Origin of the sequence: Pseudomonas sp. HN11 (assembly GCF_021390155.1) — a bacterium.
GTDB lineage: Bacteria > Pseudomonadota > Gammaproteobacteria > Pseudomonadales > Pseudomonadaceae > Aquipseudomonas.
Map to the genome: position 1 here is coordinate 3,146,957 of NZ_CP089985.1, position 17,309 is coordinate 3,164,265.

The window sequence follows — 17,309 nt, forward strand, 5'->3', positions numbered from 1 at the left end:
CAGTTGGCCGCGAAATGACCGGTGCAGTTTTAGTTTTAAGTCGTACGCCGAGGGGCTGCATCTGCCATGCTCGTGGTACGCAACCTGGCTCACCCAAGGGGATTGGCAATGGACGATGTACAGCAACTGGGCGAGATGCTTCGTCATTACGCCGACAGCGAAGCGCATAAAAAACAGCAATTCGATGTGCAGTCGGCGCGTTGGGCGCAAAAACTCGATGAGGTGTTCGGCCAGATTGAGCAGTGGCTCGAACCGGTGAAGCGCGTGGGGTTGCTGGAGGTGTATCGCGAGGCCCATATCGCCAGCGGCCCCGGCATGCCGGTGGAAACATCGACATTCAAGACCGATAAACTCACTGTGCAGATCACCGGCAAAGCGGTGGATTTCGTGCCGGAGGTGATGGGGGTGGGCGGGTTTATCTCTGTGTCTGTCATGGGGTTGACCGCCGCGCGGCACGGCAGCGTTTCGCTGGTGCTACCGGCGGATAAAAACGATTGGCTGTGGAAGAAGACCAATGGGCTGAAAGACCCGGATACCTTTGGTTTCGACGCTAACTTCCTCGCCTCGCAATTGCAGAGCCTGATTCCGCGCGAACGCGCCTGACCTGTCGGTTGTAGTGAGCGGGCTTGCCCCGCGCCGGGTGGCGAAGCCGCCCCCGTCAACGTCCGTTGTCTGTCAAACAGGCAGCGTAAATGAGGTTAATTCCCCAGGATTGGCTATACCTACAGCTCACTGTTCTGATGATGATTGCCAGGGAGTTCAATGATGAAACTAAGGCTAATGATCAGCACGCTATGCGTTGCGTCAGTCGCAATGGCAGGCTGTGCCAGCAAGGTCACGCAACCGGACGAGTATTCCGGGTTTCTCTCGGACTACAGCCAGCTCAAGGAAGCCAAATCGCCCTCGGGTGCCGAGGTGATGCGCTGGGTTGATCCCAAGCTGGACCTCAGTCGCTATCACGCGGTGTACGTCGAACCTACCCAGTTCTACCCCAAACCCCAAGCCACCGCGAAAATCCCCGACAGCACCCTCAACGGCATCAATGCCTACTACAATCAGGCCCTCAAGCGTGAGTTGGAAAAAACCGTGCCCCTGGTCAGTGCGCCTGGCCCTGGTGTGATCGTGGTGCGCGCAGCGATAACGGCCGTGAGCAGCAAGACCGAATCCCTCAAGCCTTATGAATACATTCCGGTAGCTTTCGTTATGGCCGCAGTCAGCACCGGCACCGGCATCCGTGATCAGGAAACCACCCTGGGCACCGAGGCGCAGTTCCTTGATGGCGCCAGTGGCAAGGTGCTTGCCCAAGTGGTCCGCAAAGGCACCGGCAAGCCACTGTCCAATGACTCCCAGGTGATGAAGGCCGATGATGTGAAGGCTGTGATCGATGGCTGGGCATCGGACCTGCACCAGTCGTACGTCAAGCTCAAACGCGAGTAACGCCCTGCGCTGGAGAGGGCATCGGTACCGGGCCAGGACCTAGATCGTGCGGGTCTTGGCCGGGCACGTGGTCTTACTTGAGCGGGGTCAACGGTGGCAGTTTCCATTGGCCATTACCGACCTCAGGCTTGGGCAGGTAAATGCGCAGTACGGCATAGAATGGGCCCGGCGGGGCCGGCAACCAGTTGCTCTGTTCGGCTTTCGGTGGCTCGTGGTGCTGCAGGGCCAAGGTCAAGCCGCCATCGGCGTCGCGCTTGAGGCTGGAAAGCATCCGTGAGTTGATCAGGTAGCGTTTCTTGTGGTTAGGCACCAGAAGTTTGGTCTTGGCGTCGTACATGGTCAGCGACCAGAACGCATCGGCGGGCGGCAGTTGGTCCTTGGCGAAGTGCACGGTGTAGCTGTGGCGCGCGCCGTTGGCTGGCTTGCCTTCACTGTCGACGAAGTAGCTCAGGTAGGCGGCTTCATCGGTGGAATTGCCGAAAATACCCATGTCGGCACCGGCGTAGCGGTACAGGTAATTGTTTTTCAGGTGGTCGCGGCTGCCGAACAAGTCGCCGCTGGTGACTTGGTGGGAGTCGACCTTATCCTTCTTGAACGCCGCAAATTCAGCGCGGGCGTCAGAGATGCCGTCTTCCAGGGCCTTGCGTTGTTCGGCGGTCAAGTCCTTGACCTTGAACGGCGCGCCTGGGGCGATACCGATCTTGGCAAAGCGCGCCAGCAGGTCTTTTTCGCTGTCCTGGGGTGCGGCGAAGGCCAGCATGAAGTTCAGGTAACGAAACAGCTGCGGCCCTTCGGTCATGGTCGCCATAGGCTTGGGCCATTCAATTTTCGGCGCCTTGGTGGGTGCGGCTTGCTTCACATAGCTGCTCAGCGACTGAACTTTATAGCCGCTCTGGATCTGTTTGACCTTGCTCAAGTCTTTTTCATCGAACAGCTGCGTGCGGTACAGGGCATAGGCAATATTGCTTTCGCTGTAGACCACGCGATCCACATTCACCGGCTGCTGACCTTTCCAGTCCGGTCCCGCGATCATGTAGTGACCGCCGTTGTTGCCGGTGCTGCGGGTGCCCAGGTAGGCGAAGTTCTGTGTGTACAGGTCGATCAACTGCACCGAGTAGTAACGGTCGTCTTCGATCTTGGGCAAGGTCAGAATCAGCGGCTCGCTGCGCAGGTCCATCCACACGAAGGAATACGGTGTGTCTGAGTTCGGCGTGATGAAGGCGGTGTCCTTGGGGGTGAACACTTGGGCGGCATTGCCGATATGGTTGATCGGCGCCCTGAAGTTTGCCCCGCCCTTGTCAATGGCTTGGGTGTAGAGCGTCTTGTACATCTGCACCACGGGAAAGCCGTACAGGTAGGCTTCCTTTGCAATCGCCCTGGCTTCGCTCGGAGTCGCCGTAAAATCGGCCCAGGCGCCGGTGCTCATGAGTATCGAGAGGCTCGCCAACAGCAGGCGCGTCGGTTTTCCAATCATGTTGTTGCATCCTTCCAGAGATCTTTTTTAAAGGCGTGGGATGAAACCGTCGAGTTAACCGGTTTATTTGCCGAACGTCACGTTAATCCCTGCGAACAATGAGTTGAAAGGCTTGGGTTGTTTCAGACGTGTGCAAATCGGCGCGAATCACCGTCCTGACTGAACGGCGAAGGGCGAAAGAAGGGTCAGGCGAGGGGAAGCATCGATTTGACTTTATCGCGTAATTGATCGATCGAGAACGGCTTGGCAATCACCTGCATGCCGGCAGGAACGTCGATATTCTCGGCGTAGCCGCTAGCAAACAGGATGGGGAGCGCAGGACGAAGTTCGCGCACCTTGGTCGCCAGTTGCTTGCCGTCCATGTCCGGCAGGCCGACATCGGTCATCATCAGGTCGATCACCTGTTCCGTGTCCTGCACCTGCTGCAGCGCTTGTTCGGCGTCTGCAGCCTCAAGCACCTGGAACTCCAATTCTTCGAGTACGTCGACGATCAGCATGCGCACGATGGCGTCATCTTCGACTACAAGGATGATGGAGGCGGGAGAGGACATAGTGAACATTCCTGAAAATAGAGGTGCGGAAGTTGTTGGCGGTGACTGCAACTCAACCAGTGAGTCCAGGTGATACCGGCAAGTTCCAAAAAGTTGCCGGTATTGTGACCTCAGGCGATATAAATGTCCCGGTGCTTCTTATACTGCGACGCTTGATAGCTTTTTCACAGCGTCAGGGTCGATGCCTGGGCGATTGACGTCATTGGGATCAAATACACTGATCGTGTAGGCGCGATGGCCTGTGAGCGTCCTGTCTGTGTTACGCAACGCTGCGGTCGGACCGCTGTTCAATAGGCTTTCCATGGCGGCTTCCATTGACTTGAGGTTCGTGAACTTCACCAAGCCCATGTTGGGGTCGTAAAAGAACCACTCGGGTTTACCGTTCGTGACGCGGGTGCCGGCCAGCATTGCGTGATCATGGGTGCCGATCCTGATGGTCGTCGACTTTGGAGACCTGAGCATTTTGTCGATGATCTCGTCGTAGCCCACCAACGTGGCCGGTTTGCCGTAATGGAAAGCGTCGAATTCTTTGACATTGTCTTGTAGGTCCCGCAAGTCGGTGACGAACTTTGCAGCAGCCGGGGTCTTGGAGTCGTTGGCCGCCTTGAGCATGTTTTTCAAAAACTGATCTTCGGTACCGAGACTCAGCGCGAGCGCCATGGCGTACGACATACCTGCACACTCGCCTACAGAGGGTAAATCTACGTGTGCGTTGTAGGACATTTGCGAACTGGGGACCACTGATACACCCGGTCCCACCGCGTCATGGCGAAGCAACGCGACCGTGTAGTCGGCGTCGCTGATGTAAGCGCGCTTTAATTCCCTGGCCAGAATGCCGAGTTCTTCCGGGGGCCGATTAGGCACTTCAGCCAGCTGCCTGAGCTTGGTGCTGCCCATGCCGGATTGATAATCGGGCAGTGATTCAAGCTGCCCGGACAGGTAACCGCGATTGAAGGCGGGAAGATTCGCCGGAGAGCGTGCGTGCGTCAGGTTTCGGAAAAGCTTCAAAAATTCAGGTTCGGTTGGGCCTGCAGTGAGAGCACGAAACAACGGTGCTCCCTTCGGCACGAAATCGTCGATGGGCAGGCCAAAGGGTGTGTTGGTGACATGATCGTATTTATACCAACGATCATTCTTGAGCACCGCAGCACCTTCAATCTCTCGCTCCCCCACCTTGTAGCGACCGATCAGGGTGGGGCCATGCTCCTTATTGGCAGCTTTCAACAGGTCATAACTGCCGTTTGCGCCACGCAACTTGTTGACACCTTGCAGCGCGTGAGCGCCAAGAAATTTCAGGCCATTGCCGGTCAACCGAGTCGTACCGATTGCCAGGTCGCCCAGGCCATTGAGTGGGCTGAGTTCACTTATTGCCGCGACGCCGATCACTTTCGCGACCTTGAAAGCCTTGCTCACCGCCGAAGCCGCAGAGCCGGCAGCCTTTGCGACTTTTCCGAGAGTGCCTGCACCGGCGGTGAGAAAACCAAAGACGTCCAACGCGAGGTCGAAAGCCCCCTCGCCATATTGACCCTTTTGAAAGTTGACGATGGCCGAACGAAAAGGAATAAGGTCCAACAGAAACTCACCCGCGCTTGTGGCCAGTCCCTGACGCCTGTCTTCGGTCGTGATACCGCTTGCTTGGGTCTTTATCTGGGGGTTGTCGAGGTCCAGATGTTGCACAAAGGTATCGGCAATGGCCTGGGTGCGTGGCGAGCTGAACGTGTTCGGTATCAGCCCTTCAGGCTGCGCTTCTGTACGTTCTTTGAAGGCCTCACTGTCAGAGGCCTTGAACGCTTTGGTTTCACGCACAATCCTGCCATCTCGATTTTCGCCAACTTTCGTTAGCACGTTGGGAATTTGCGCAATCACGCCGTTGCTGAAGTCGATTTTATACGCCGTGGTGATGCCGTTGCGGTTGATGCTGACCAACAGGGGTTGTTCAGGAGGGTGCTGGGTACTCCCCGTAAACCCTGTGCTCAACGTGCGGGACGAGGTCTGGTAAAAGCTGACCGCGCCGTACTCGAAGTTATTGCGGTCCTCCACTGGCAACTGGCTGATCAGGTGCTTGATCGTGGTGCTGACCGCGTTTTTTTTGTCTTGGATACTTTCGGCAAACTGCTTGTTGAACGCATCGGCAACACCGAACTGATTGTTGGCATTCAGCGCTTCTACGGGGATGCGGCTGTCTTTGCTCCGGAAAACCAGGTTGGGATGCTTCAAGTCCATCATGGCGATGTCGAGCATAGAGTGCTGCCCGGTGAGCAAATAACCATAGCCCACACCTTTGCCGCCTTCGGCATGGGTGACGTGCGAGGTCATGACTGAAATCACCTTTTGCTCAAACAGTTCCTCTTTATCAGGGAAGCGTTCTTTCAAAACGGCCAGGGCCATTTCCCTGCGCGAAGGAAGCTCCTTGTCCATAGCCTGCGAGGCCGCCATCATTGACGTATTTCGTTGGTTGAACGTGTCGATCAACGTCGCCAGGTCTTCGGAGGTGTAAAGGGAAAAATCTTTTGGGGGAATGACCCCGTTGGCTACTCCCCAGTCCACCAGGGCGACCTTCTGCGCGTTTTCGGTGACCGTCAAATCGGCCAACCCGGCTGACTTAGCTTCAAACATGACTTGGGCAAAGGTCATGTTGGCAAGCTTTCCCGGGGTCTGGGCCTCAATGGTCGCCGCCGCGACCGCCAAATGCAGCCATGCCGGGCTGCCGTAGGTGACGTTGTCAGGGATGTCTTTAATCAGGAACATCGGGGCCTTGCCGGCCAATAAAAGATGTGTGCCCGCTGCGGCCATCGCTGGGCTGACCTTACCCTGGCTGATCAAGTGTTGGCGCAGGCGCTCAACCACCGCCGAGGCGGGCTTGCCAAAGTGCTGCGGGTTTGCCAGGCCAAACCCCGCAACACGATTGCGATGAGGTGACGTGATGGATTCCGGGTCCAGTTGCAATGCCAGGGCGGCAAGCAAGTAGTCGGTATCGCTGCTGGTGGAGGCAACGCCTTGCATTTTTTCCTGCAAGGTTTGGCCTATGGACTGTGCCTGTGGGCTGCCGAGCAGGGCATCCAGGAGGCTGGCGGGGCTGTCGGAGCGGTGTGCGGATGCAGGGCGGTGGCGTTCTAACAATGCCCAGAGACCACCGTTGCGCGGGACATCCAGAGGCGGTTCACTGGACGTCGTCGCAAAATTGCGCAGACGCTCCTGTTCATCGGCATTCAATGGCACGGGCCAGGACAAGGCACCGCCCAGATTCCCCAGAGGATGCTCCATCGACCGGTCGTTCACTGATTTGGCCAACCCGGTCAGGGAGAAGTGGTCAGTCGGCGGTGGCAATCCCATGCCTTGAATGAACGCAGCGATCGAGATGCCCCCACCGGCCGTGGTCTCATGTGATGAATCCGGGTGCAGGTCCATCAGTGTGGCGGTGAGCGCGCTGGCCACTTGCGTCGGGGTAGCGCTCTTACCGAGTTGAGTGGCGATCTGATTGAGCTTTTGGCCAAGCGTTTTCAGATCCTGTTTGTGGCCCAATTTCGTCCTGAGCGGTGAGTCGGTGACTTCAGACGTCGAGGTAGGAGTGTTCTCTGGCGTTTGTGTTGACTCAACAACTGAAAAGGTAGGGGAAGCGGGAATACGCGTGTTCAACGCGACAGTGTTCGACATGGCAGGCACCTACTCGTAGAAAGTGTTTGCGTCTTTATCTACGCGGACTCCCTGTTCCAAGACGCGTTGATTGGGTGACTTGGCGCACCACCTGGGTTCCTGAAGCGCGTCAAAGCGGTGTAATAAATTGAGTCAATCGCAGTGAAAAGCAGGCTAAAACATGGCCTCGGCACGGTCTTTGGGGCAAACTCCCGGTTTTTCCACCTTTGGCCAAGGCATGCCCATGACTCCTGCGTCGTCCGTCGATGAAAAGAGCTTTCGTAACCTACTGAGCCGAAACGTGGCATTGCCCCTGGGTGTGGGCGTGCTCAGCGCGGTGTTTTTCGTCTGCCTGATCACCTACCTGTTGTCGGTGATCCAGTGGGTCGAACACACCGACCGGGTGATCAATAACCTCAATGAGTCCTCCAAGTTGACGGTTGACCTGGAAACCGGCATGCGCGGGTTTCTGATCACGGGTGACGAGCATTTCCTCGACCCATACGAAGTGGCCAAGCCACGCATCATTGCGGACCTGCGTAACCTGCAGGGTCTGGTGGCGGACAACCCGCAACAGGTCGATCGCCTCAAGCGTCTGGAAGCCCTGCAGGCCGAGTGGAATAAATACGCTCAGTCGATGATTGATATGCAACGCACCGCCGGCGACTATCGCGGTGCGGTCAAGGCTGGTCGTGGCAAGCGCCTCACCGACGAGATTCGCAAGGAATACGACGACGCGGTGGCGATGGAGCAGCAGTTCCGCATCACCCGCAATGAAGAGGTCACCCGCACCACGGTGATAAGTGTCACCCTGTACTTGGCGTTCGTGCTCGGCTTGAGTGGTTTTCTGGCGTATATAGGCCGTAGAAACTTACTTTCTCTATCAGTGAGTTACAGCGAAAACCTCGCGTCACAACAGAAGATCGCGCGACGTCTCGAACGACAGGCCTGGTTGCGCAATGGCCAGACCGAACTGGCTGAACAGGTGCTCGGCCAGCTGACCCTGAACATGCTGGGCCGCAATATCCTGCAATTTTTTGCCCAGTACATGGGGTCGGCCGTGGCGGCGCTGTACGTGCGTGAAGAACACGGTGGACTTAAACGCGTGGCCACCTATGGCTTCTCCCGCGAGCAGGAACAACAGGAACAGTCGATCTACAGCGACGAAGGTATCGTTGGGCAAGCTGCCCAGCTCGATCGCCTGATTCGCCTGGACGACGTACCGGTGGACTACTTCAAAGTCAGTTCCGGCCTTGGTGAAGGCCTGACCCGCAGCGTGTTGGTCATGCCCACCAGCGATGATGATCGCGTCAACGGCGTTATCGAACTGGGCTTTTTGCGCGCGCTGGAAGAGCGCGACGTGGAACTGCTGGAACTGATCGCCGGCAATATCGGCACCTCTATCGAGGCCGCCCGTTATCGCCAGCGTCTGCAGGAAGTGCTGGCCGAGACCCAACAGCTCAACGAAGAGCTGCAAGTGCAGCAGGAAGAACTCAAGACTGCCAACGAAGAGCTGGAAGAACAGTCGCGCATTCTCAAGGAGTCCCAGGCCCACCTGGAAACCCAGCAGGCCGAACTGGAGCAGACCAACGAGCAACTGGCCGAGCAACGCGACGCCATGGACCGCAAGAACGTCGAACTCAACCATGCCCAACTTGAACTGGAAGAGCGCGCCGAGGAATTGCAGCGCTCCAGCAAGTACAAGTCCGAGTTCCTTGCCAACATGTCCCATGAGCTGCGCACGCCGCTGAACAGCTCGCTGATCCTGGCCAAGTTGCTGGCGGAGAACCCCCAGGAAAACCTCAGCACCGAACAGGTCAAATTTGCCGAATCGATTTATTCCGCCGGCAATGACCTGCTTAACCTGATCAACGACATTCTGGATATCTCCAAGGTGGAGGCCGGCAAGCTGGAAATGCGACCGGAGAACTTCAGCGTTGCACGCCTGGTCGATGGCCTGCGCGGCATGTTCGAACCGCTGGCGGCCGATCGCAAGCTGGGTTTCCAGGTGGAGGTGCAGGTAGGTGCGCCGGGCATGCTGTTCACCGATCGCCAGCGTCTGGAGCAGATTCTCAAGAACCTGCTGTCCAACGCAGTCAAGTTCACCGAACAGGGCGAGGTGAGCCTGTCGGTGTCCCGCGCGCCGGGGGAGGGCATTGCCTTTACCGTGCGCGATTCGGGCATCGGCATTGCGCCGGACCAACAGGAAAGCATTTTTGAAGCCTTCCGCCAGGCCGACGGCACCACCAACCGCCGTTACGGCGGCACTGGCCTTGGCCTGTCGATTTCCCGCGACCTGGCGACGTTGCTGGGTGGCTACATCAGTGTGACCAGCGAGCCAGGCAAGGGCAGTATCTTCACCCTGGTGTTGCCGGAACAGTACGTGGAGCGCGAGGAAGACGCCGCGCCGATTGAACAACCCCGCCAAGTGGTGGTGGCGCCCGCACCGGCACCGGTCCGGGTTTCACCGATGCCGGTGGCCGACGCCAAGCTGATCCCACGCTTCGCCGACGACCGCGACAAGGCACCGTTCACCACGCGCTGCATCCTGGTGGTGGAAGACGAGCCGAACTTCGCCCGTATCCTGTTCGACCTGGCCCACGAGCTGGGTTACAACTGCCTGGTGGCTCACGGCGCGGACGAAGGCTACAGCCTGGCTGAGGAATACATTCCCGATGCGATCCTGCTGGACATGCGTCTGCCGGACCATTCCGGGCTGACTGTGCTGCAACGCCTCAAAGAACACGCCAACACCCGTCATATCCCGGTGCATGTAATTTCCGTGGAGGACCGTGTCGAAGCCGCCATGCACATGGGGGCCATCGGTTACGCGGTCAAGCCGACTACCCGCGAAGAGCTCAAGGACGTGTTTGCGCGCCTTGAGGCCAAGCTGACCCAAAAGGTCAAGCGCGTGCTGCTGGTGGAAGACGATGATCTGCAGCGCGACAGCATTGCCCGCCTGATCGGCGACGATGACATCGAAATCACCGACGTCGGTTACGCCCAGGCTGCCCTGGAGCTGCTGCGCACTAATATCTACGACTGCATGATCATCGACCTCAAGCTGCCGGACATGCTCGGTAACGAGTTGCTCAAGCGCATGGCCACCGAGGATATCTGCTCGTTCCCGCCGGTGATCGTCTACACCGGGCGTAACCTGACGCGTGATGAAGAGAATGAGCTGCGCAAATATTCGCGCTCGATCATCATCAAAGGCGCGCGCTCGCCGGAGCGCCTGCTCGATGAAGTCACACTCTTTCTGCACAAAGTAGAATCCCAGTTGTCCCATGACCGCCAGAAGATGCTCAAGACCGCCCGCAGCCGCGATAAGGTCTTCGAGGGGCGCAAGATCCTGCTGGTGGATGACGATGTGCGCAACATCTTCGCCCTGACCAGTGCCCTGGAGCACAAAGGCGCGGTGGTGGTGATCGGGCGTAATGGCCGCGAAGCGATCGACAAACTCAATGAAGTCGAGGATGTCGACCTGGTGCTGATGGACGTGATGATGCCGGAAATGGACGGTTACGAGGCCACCGCCTTGATCCGCCAGGACCCGCGCTGGAAAAAACTGCCGATCATTGCGGTGACGGCGAAGGCCATGAAGGACGATCAGGAGCGCTGCCTCGCGGCCGGCTCCAACGATTACCTGGCCAAGCCGATCGATCTGGATCGTCTGTTCTCACTGATTCGCGTATGGCTACCGAAGATGGAACGCATTTAAGTGGAGCGAAGTTTTTTGGACAAAAGCAGTGACATCGAGCTGCGCCTGTTGATCGAGGCGATTTACCTCAAGTACAGCTATGACTTCCGCGATTATTCCGGCGCGTCGGTCAAGCGCCGCGTGGCCCACGCCCTGAGACAGTTCGATTGCGCGACCATCTCCGCCTTGCAGGAGCGCGTGCTGCACGACCCGGCGGCGTTCATGCAGTTGCTGCAGTTCCTGACGATTCCGGTGAGCGAGATGTTTCGCGACCCCTCGCACTTCCTGGCTATCCGTCAGGAAGTGGTGCCACTGCTCAAGACTTATCCGTCGATCAAGATCTGGATCGCCGGCTGCAGCACGGGTGAGGAGGTTTATTCCATGGCCATCCTGCTGCGCGAGGAGGGTCTGCTGGAGCGTACGATCATCTACGCCACCGACATCAACCCCGCGTCACTGGATAAAGCCAAGCAGGGCATCTTTTCATTGGAAAATGTGCGGGCCTACACCGCGAACTATCAGCAGGCCGGCGGGCAACGTTCATTTGCCGACTACTACACCGCGGCTTACGATTACGCGATCTTCGACAAAACGCTGCGCGAGAATGTCACCTTTGCCGACCACAGCCTGGCGACCGATAGTGTATTCTCAGAAACTCAGTTAATTTCGTGTCGTAACGTACTGATTTATTTCAATAAAAAGTTACAGGATCGAGCGTTTGGATTGTTCCATGAGTCGCTGTGTCATCGCGGCTTTTTGGTGCTGGGCAGTAAGGAGACCCTGGATTTCTCCGCGTACGGCAAGCAGTTCGAACCCTTGGTCAAACAGGAACGGATCTACCGAAAACTATGAATCAAGCGGCTGCCAGCCCGGCATCGGTCCGGGGCATAGAGGCTATCGTCATCGGTGCATCCGCCGGTGGTGTAGAGGCGCTGTTGACGATATTCGCCGAGCTGCCCGCTGATTTCGGCTTGCCGATCATCACCGTGTTGCACCTGCCTGATGAGCGCCGCAGCCAACTGGCCGAGGTGTTCGACCGTCGGGTTGCCATGCCGGTAGTGGAGGCCCGTGACAAGGAAGTGCTCAAAGCCGGCACCCTGTATTTCGCGGGGCCGGGGTATCACTTGTCGGTGGAGCATGACCGCAGCCTGTCATTGAGCCAGGAGGACCGTGTGCATCACTCGCGGCCAGCCATCGATTTCCTGTTTGAGTCCGCCGCCGATGCCTATGGTAAAGGCTTGCTCGCTATCTTGTTGACCGGTGCCAACCAGGACGGCGCCCGAGGCCTGGCGCACGTCAAGCAACAGGGCGGGACCACCGTCGTTCAAGAACCGACTGAAGCACGTGTTGCCGTCATGCCGCGCGCCGCCTTGGCACTGCACACACCCGACCACATTCTGACGCTGAGCCAAATCGGCTCATTGCTGGCTTCGCTGGAATATTCCCCATGTTAAGTACTATCCAGGCCAAACTGCTGATCGTCGACGATCTGCCGGAAAACCTGCTGGCCCTTGAAGCGCTGATCAAGCGCGAGGACCGTCAGGTGTTCAAGGCATTGAGCGCCGACGAGGCCTTGTCCCTGTTGCTGGAGCACGAGTTCGCCATGGCGATTCTCGACGTGCAGATGCCCGGCATGAACGGATTTGAGCTGGCCGAATTGATGCGTGGCACCGAAAAAACCAAGAACATCCCGATTGTGTTTGTCAGTGCCGCCGGCCGCGAACTCAATTACGCCTTCAAAGGCTATGAAAGCGGCGCTGTCGATTTCCTGCACAAGCCGTTGGATATCCATGCGGTCAAGAGCAAGGTCAACGTGTTTGTCGACCTGTACCGCCAGAGCAAGGCCATGAAGCAGCAGGTCGAAGCCCTGGAGCGCAGTCGTCGCGAGCAGGAATTGCTGCTGACGCGCCTGCAGGCTACCCAGGCCGAGTTGGAGCAGGCGGTGCGCATGCGCGACGACTTCATGTCGATCGTCGCGCACGAGGTGCGTACGCCGCTCAACGGCCTGATCCTGGAGACCCAGCTGCGCAAGATGCACTTGGCCAGGGACAATGCCGCCGCGTTCACCTTGGACAAGATGCACGCCATGGTCGACCGCGATGAGCGCCAGATCCAGAGCCTGATCCGCTTGATCGAAGACATGCTCGATGTATCGCGCATCCGCACCGGCAAACTGTCGATACGCCCGGCGCATTTCGACCTGACGCAGCTGGTGAGCAATCTGGTGGAGAACTTCGCACCCCAAGTGGCGGCGGCTGACTCGTCCATGACATTGACCGCGGATGGCCCGGTTGAAGGTAATTGGGACGAGTTCCGTATCGAGCAGGTGGTGACCAACCTGCTGACCAACGCGTTGCGTTACGGCGCCAAAAGCCCGGTAGAGGTGCGCGTGTACAGCGAGCATGGCGAAGCGCGGGTAGAGGTGCGCGACCACGGGATCGGCATCAGCGAGGAAAACCAGAAGCGTATTTTCCAACAGTTCGAGCGTGTGTCCGCCAGCCAAGTGGCAGCGGGTCTGGGCCTTGGGTTGTTCATTTCCGAGCAGATCGTTGCGGCCCATGGCGGCACCATCGAAGTCGAGAGCCAGATAGGCGAGGGCGCCTTGTTCAGGGTGTGCCTGCCGTTGCAGGCCTCGGCATGAATTCAATCGTCACCTCAACGCAACCTCTGCGTGACCCCATGGTCGTAATTGCAGCAATTGACCGGACTAAGGCTTCCCATGAGTGAAGATGCACAAGATGTCGTTCTGATCGTCGAGGACGATGAATCCATTATGTTTGTGCTGGGTGAATACCTGGCCGGCCTGGGCTATCGGGTGTTGAAGGCGATCGATGGGGAGCAGGCCTTCGAAATTCTCGCCACCAAGCCGCACCTGGACCTGATGGTCACCGATTATCGTTTGCCGGGTGGCATTTCCGGAGTACAGATTGCCGAGCCGGCGATCAAGTTGCGACCGGAATTGAAGGTTATTTTCATCAGTGGCTATCCGCAGGAAATCCTCGACTGCAACAGCCCGATCACGCGCAACGCGCCCATTCTGGCCAAGCCGTTTGATTTGGATACGTTGCAGGAGCACATACAGCGGTTGTTGGCGTGACACGTCCTTGTGTCAAACAATGCCGTAGACAGCCCTTTGACGTTGCGGGTGTCAAAGATGGCGGCGCTCATCCACGACTCTCTCGTTATTGCTTGGCGCCCCTTGAGGATTCGCCTCGGTGTTGTGCGCTCGAATCATTTCCCGCACCTTCGCCGTCAACAAATCAAAGGTAAACGGCTTGGTGATCAGCTGCATTCCCGGGTCCAGGAACCCACCGCGCACCGCCGCGTGTTCGGCATATCCCGTAATGAATAGCACCTTGAGGTCAGGACGAATCTGTCGGCCGATTTCGGCCAGTTGGCGGCCGTTCATGCCAGGCAGGCCGACATCGCTGATCATCAGGTCGATGCGTTGGTCCGACTCGATGATCGGCAGCGCCGTATCGGCGTCACCGGCTTCAATGAAGGCATAACCCAATTCCTTGAGTACCGCACTCACCAGCACGCGCACGGCTGGGTCGTCCTCGACAATCAGCACGGTTTCGCCGGCAACGGCCAACGGCGCCAGCGCCGGGTCGGCAGCCTGGTTGGCGGTGACTTCGCCGATAAAACGCGGCAAAAACAGGCTGACGGTGGTGCCTTTACCCACTTCACTGTGAAGGGTCACGTGTCCGTGGGATTGGCGGGCAAAACCGTAGATCATCGACAATCCCAGCCCAGTGCCCTGGCCTATCGGCTTTGTGGTGAAGAACGGATCGAACACTCGGCCTATCACGCTTTCGGGAATACCGCAGCCTGTGTCGCTGACGCTCAGTTCCACATAGTCGCCTGGCTTCAACGTGCCATACGCGGCAGTGAATACGCTGTCCAAATGGCGATTGCTGGTTTCTACCAGCAATTGGCCGCCGCCAGGCATGGCGTCTCGCGCATTGAGCACCAGATTGAGCAGGGCGCTCTCCAGCTGGTTGGGATCGGCTTCGGCGGTCCACAACTCGCCGGTCAGGCGCATATCCAGCTTGATGCTTTCATTGATGCTGCGTTGCAGCAGTTCGCCCATGGAGGTCACCAGTTGGTTGATCTCCACGGGTTTGGAATCGAGGGATTGACGGCGGGAAAAAGCCAGCAACCGGTGAGTGAGGCCGGCGGCACGGTTGGCGGAGGTGACGCCCAGGTCGATCAGGCTGTCGAGGTCGTCGAGTTTTCCACGGGCTACACGCCTTCGCAGTAGCTCCAGGCTACCGATGATGCCGGTGAGCATGTTGTTGAAATCATGGGCGATTCCGCCGGTCAATTGGCCAACCGCTTCCATTTTTTGTGATTGGCGCAACGCCTCTTCATTGCTGCGCAGCTGAGCGGTGCGCTCCTCAACCTGCTGCTCGAGGGTTTCCAGCGTGCGTTGCAGGCGCAGTTCACTTTCACTAAGGTCAATCAGCCGATCGCGGGCGTCGTATTGCCGACGCCGACCGCGCAGGGCAGCACTTACCAGGCTGATCAGCGTCACAGGGTGGAAAGGGCGTTCCAGAAAGGTCACATTACCGAGCAAGCCGCTCAGATGGGATGAGCCATTCTGTTCGCTGCCGCCATGGTGCGTCATCAACACGATGGGCAAGTCCGACCAGGCCGGCTGCTGGTGCAGATACTCCAGCAGCGGTTCCAGATCGGCACCGCGCAGAGCCTCGGCAGCGATGATAAGCAGCCCGGCACCGTCCTTCAATGCATCACACAGTGCGCCCAGGTTGCCGGCGACGATGCCGGTGTAGCCGGCTTCATTAAGCATCGCCAACGCCAACGAGCCGTCACGGCCGGTCGGTGCCAGTACGATCACTCGCTCGGAGGCTGAATACAGGCCAGTCACGCGCCCTCATCCTTGAGTAGAGGGGAGCCGGCGCCCATGTAGGTTGGGATGCCGCGCAGTACGCCCTGGAAATTATCCAGCGGTTCGCCTACCGTCATGCCTTGGCTGCCGATCCGGTATTCGCGAATAGTCGCTTCGTGGGAGCCGGTACGTTTCTTGATGATCGAGATAGCACGACGCACCTTGCCCAAGGCCTCAAAGTAGCGCAGCAGGATGACAGTATCCGCCAGGTAGGTGATGTCGACGGGTGCTTGCATATCGCCAACCAGCCCGTGTTGCGCAACCGTCATGAACGTCGCTGCGCCCCGGCGATTGAGGTACAGCAGCAACTCGTGCATATGCAGGATCAGCGCATTTTCCTCGGGCATGGCGGCCTGGTAGCCGTTGATGCTGTCGATGACCACGGTTTTGATCCCGCGCTCGTCGACGCAACGGCGCACCCGGTGCGAGAACTCACCCGGCGACAACTCGGCGGCATCGACTTGTTCGATCAACAGGTTGCCGGTTTGCTGCAGAGCTGCAAGGTCGATACCCATGTTATTCATGCGCTCGAACAACAGGCCTAGCTCTTCATCAAAAATAAACAGCGCAGCCTTCTCGCCACGCGCCACGGCCGCGGCCGCGAAAATCATCGAGATAAGCGACTTGCCGGTACCGGCCGGGCCGAGAATCAGGCTGCTGGAACCGGTCTCGACGCCGCCGCCCATCAGCGCATCCAGCGCTTTGATGCCGCTGCTCAGGGTTTCACGCTTGTAGCCACCACGGTGCTCGGCCGCCACCAGGCGAGGGAACACATGGACGCCGTCCTGCATGATCGTGAAGTCGTGAAAACCGCCTCGGTATTTCTGACCACGGTATTTCACCACGCGCACGCGCCGACGCTCGGCGCCGTAGCTGGGAGTCAGCTCTTCAAGGCGGATCACGCCATGCGCCACACTGTGCACGGTCTTGTCGAGGGATTCGGTAGTCAGGTCGTCCAGCAGCAGAACAGTGGCGTCGTAGCGTACGAAGTAGTGCTTGATCGCCAGGATCTGGCGACGATAACGCAGTGAGCTTTGCGCGAGCAGGCGGATTTCCGAGAGGCTATCGATCACCACGCGCGTCGGCTTGACCCGCTCTACTACCTCAAAGATCTGCCGCGTGGCCTCACCCAATTCCAGGTCGGACGAGTACAGCAAACTCTGCTGGTGGTCGGCGTTGAGCAGGCTTTCCGGCGGCGTCAGTTCAAAGATATGAATATTGTCATCCAGGTCCCAACCGTGGGACTTGGCGCCCTGGCGCAACTCACGTTCGGTTTCCGACAGGGTGATGTACAGCGATCGCTCGCCGTTTCTGGCCCCGGCCTGCAGGAAATGCAGGGCGACCGTGGTTTTACCGGTGCCGGGCTCACCTTCAAGCAGGAACAGGTGGCTACGCGAGAGTCCTCCGGCAAGAATGTCATCAAGACCTTCAATGCCAGTGGCCGCTTTTTCTTCGGGTATTTGCGCTTGGGATGTAGACAAGAAGTGCCCTCAGGTCACATACAAGTAGAGGATGCGCATCCGTGTGGAGGCGCCATGTTCTTCTTGACCGCCGCGCTCTGCGGCGGTTCAACCTATTGCAGGAGAAATGAGGGATGCACCA

General features: G+C 58.3%; 12 protein-coding genes. 7 read left to right on the forward strand and 5 right to left on the reverse strand.

Annotated features, from left to right (window positions below; translation table 11 throughout):
• Nucleotides 1-108 precede the first annotated feature (108 nt).
• Together LVW35_RS14350 and LVW35_RS14355 are read left to right on the forward strand one after the other, a co-directional pair.
• Nucleotides 109-603: a hypothetical protein gene (locus LVW35_RS14350; RefSeq protein WP_233890705.1), complete on the forward strand. Its 495-nt coding sequence runs from the start codon at nt 109-111 to the stop codon at nt 601-603.
• 162 nt (nt 604-765) lie between these two features.
• On the forward strand, nt 766-1,437 hold the full coding sequence (locus LVW35_RS14355) for a DUF3313 domain-containing protein (protein WP_233890707.1): 672 nt from the start codon (nt 766-768) through the stop codon (nt 1,435-1,437).
• A gap of 73 nt (nt 1,438-1,510) precedes the next feature.
• Here LVW35_RS14355 and LVW35_RS14360 read toward each other — a convergent pair whose 3' ends face one another.
• The 3 genes from LVW35_RS14360 to LVW35_RS14370 form a co-directional block, all read right to left on the reverse strand.
• On the reverse strand, nt 1,511-2,911 hold the full coding sequence (locus tag LVW35_RS14360; RefSeq protein ID WP_233890709.1) for a DUF1254 domain-containing protein: 1,401 nt from the start codon (nt 2,909-2,911) through the stop codon (nt 1,511-1,513).
• Between the two features lie 185 nt (nt 2,912-3,096).
• Nucleotides 3,097-3,462 carry a response regulator gene (locus tag LVW35_RS14365; protein ID WP_233890711.1) on the reverse strand — a complete coding sequence of 122 codons (366 nt, stop codon included), beginning with the start codon at nt 3,460-3,462 and terminating at the stop codon, nt 3,097-3,099.
• 138 nt (nt 3,463-3,600) lie between these two features.
• Nucleotides 3,601-7,116, reverse strand: a complete 3,516-nt coding sequence (locus LVW35_RS14370) for a hypothetical protein (RefSeq protein WP_233890713.1) — start codon at nt 7,114-7,116, stop codon at nt 3,601-3,603.
• A 223-nt stretch (nt 7,117-7,339) separates the two neighbouring features.
• On the opposite strand from LVW35_RS14370, the gene LVW35_RS14375 reads away from it, so the two are divergent.
• The 5 genes from LVW35_RS14375 to LVW35_RS14395 all read left to right on the forward strand — a co-directional run bounded on the left by LVW35_RS14375 (nt 7,340) and on the right by LVW35_RS14395 (nt 13,892).
• On the forward strand, nt 7,340-10,816 hold the full coding sequence (locus LVW35_RS14375) for a response regulator (protein ID WP_233890715.1): 3,477 nt from the start codon (nt 7,340-7,342) through the stop codon (nt 10,814-10,816).
• Nucleotides 10,817-11,647, forward strand: coding sequence for a CheR family methyltransferase (locus tag LVW35_RS14380; RefSeq protein ID WP_442799558.1), 831 nt, complete (start codon nt 10,817-10,819; stop codon nt 11,645-11,647).
• A complete protein-coding gene (locus LVW35_RS14385) occupies nt 11,644-12,249 on the forward strand; it encodes a chemotaxis protein CheB (RefSeq protein ID WP_233890719.1) in 606 nt (201 codons plus the stop codon). The genes LVW35_RS14380 and LVW35_RS14385 overlap by 4 nt, the downstream gene beginning before the upstream one ends.
• Nucleotides 12,243-13,436: a hybrid sensor histidine kinase/response regulator gene (locus LVW35_RS14390; RefSeq protein WP_233890721.1), complete on the forward strand. Its 1,194-nt coding sequence runs from the start codon at nt 12,243-12,245 to the stop codon at nt 13,434-13,436. Before LVW35_RS14385 ends, LVW35_RS14390 begins: the two co-directional genes overlap by 7 nt.
• Before the next feature lie 78 nt (nt 13,437-13,514).
• Nucleotides 13,515-13,892: a response regulator gene (locus LVW35_RS14395; RefSeq protein ID WP_003217591.1), complete on the forward strand. Its 378-nt coding sequence runs from the start codon at nt 13,515-13,517 to the stop codon at nt 13,890-13,892.
• 51 nt (nt 13,893-13,943) lie between these two features.
• Here LVW35_RS14395 and LVW35_RS14400 read toward each other — a convergent pair whose 3' ends face one another.
• Complete coding sequence (locus LVW35_RS14400) at nt 13,944-15,686, reverse strand: ATP-binding protein (protein WP_442799559.1); 1,743 nt, start codon at nt 15,684-15,686, stop codon at nt 13,944-13,946.
• Complete coding sequence (locus LVW35_RS14405; RefSeq protein WP_233890723.1) at nt 15,683-17,188, reverse strand: ATPase domain-containing protein; 1,506 nt, start codon at nt 17,186-17,188, stop codon at nt 15,683-15,685. Before LVW35_RS14405 ends, LVW35_RS14400 begins: the two co-directional genes overlap by 4 nt.
• Between the last annotated feature and the right edge of the window lie 121 nt (nt 17,189-17,309).